We start from the raw sequence: 309 nt of genomic DNA, 5'->3' as shown, positions 1-309 counted from the left end.
CATCAGGCCGCCGACGGTGCCCAGGAAGACGACGTAGAGCAGCGAGATGAACAGGTCGAGCTGGCCGATGGAGCGCAGCAGCGCAAAGACGACGCCACCGGCAGCGGAGCCGGCGATGCCGCCGATGAGCAGCACCGTGCCGAGCTTGAAGTCGAGCGTGCCGCGCTTGAGATGGGCGAGCGCGCCCGAAAACGACGAGGCGATGACCTGGTTGGCGCCGGTGGCAACCGCAATGGCGGGCGGGATGTTGTAGAAGATCAGCAGCGGGGTGATCAGGAAGCCGCCGCCGACCCCGAACATGCCCGACAG

The 309-nt window shown here is 67.3% G+C and carries 1 protein-coding gene; it reads right to left on the bottom strand.

Annotation, left to right across the window (positions count from 1 at the left end):
• Positions 1-309 (bottom strand): TSUP family transporter (locus NDO48_RS30605; RefSeq protein WP_267322900.1); only part of this gene is annotated, 309 nt, incomplete at both ends.

Origin of the sequence: Aminobacter sp. MET-1 (assembly GCF_026521175.1) — a bacterium.
Classification (GTDB): domain Bacteria; phylum Pseudomonadota; class Alphaproteobacteria; order Rhizobiales; family Rhizobiaceae; genus Aminobacter.
Note: the sequence above shows the minus strand (reverse complement) of the source record. Positions and strands in the feature narration are given on the sequence as shown.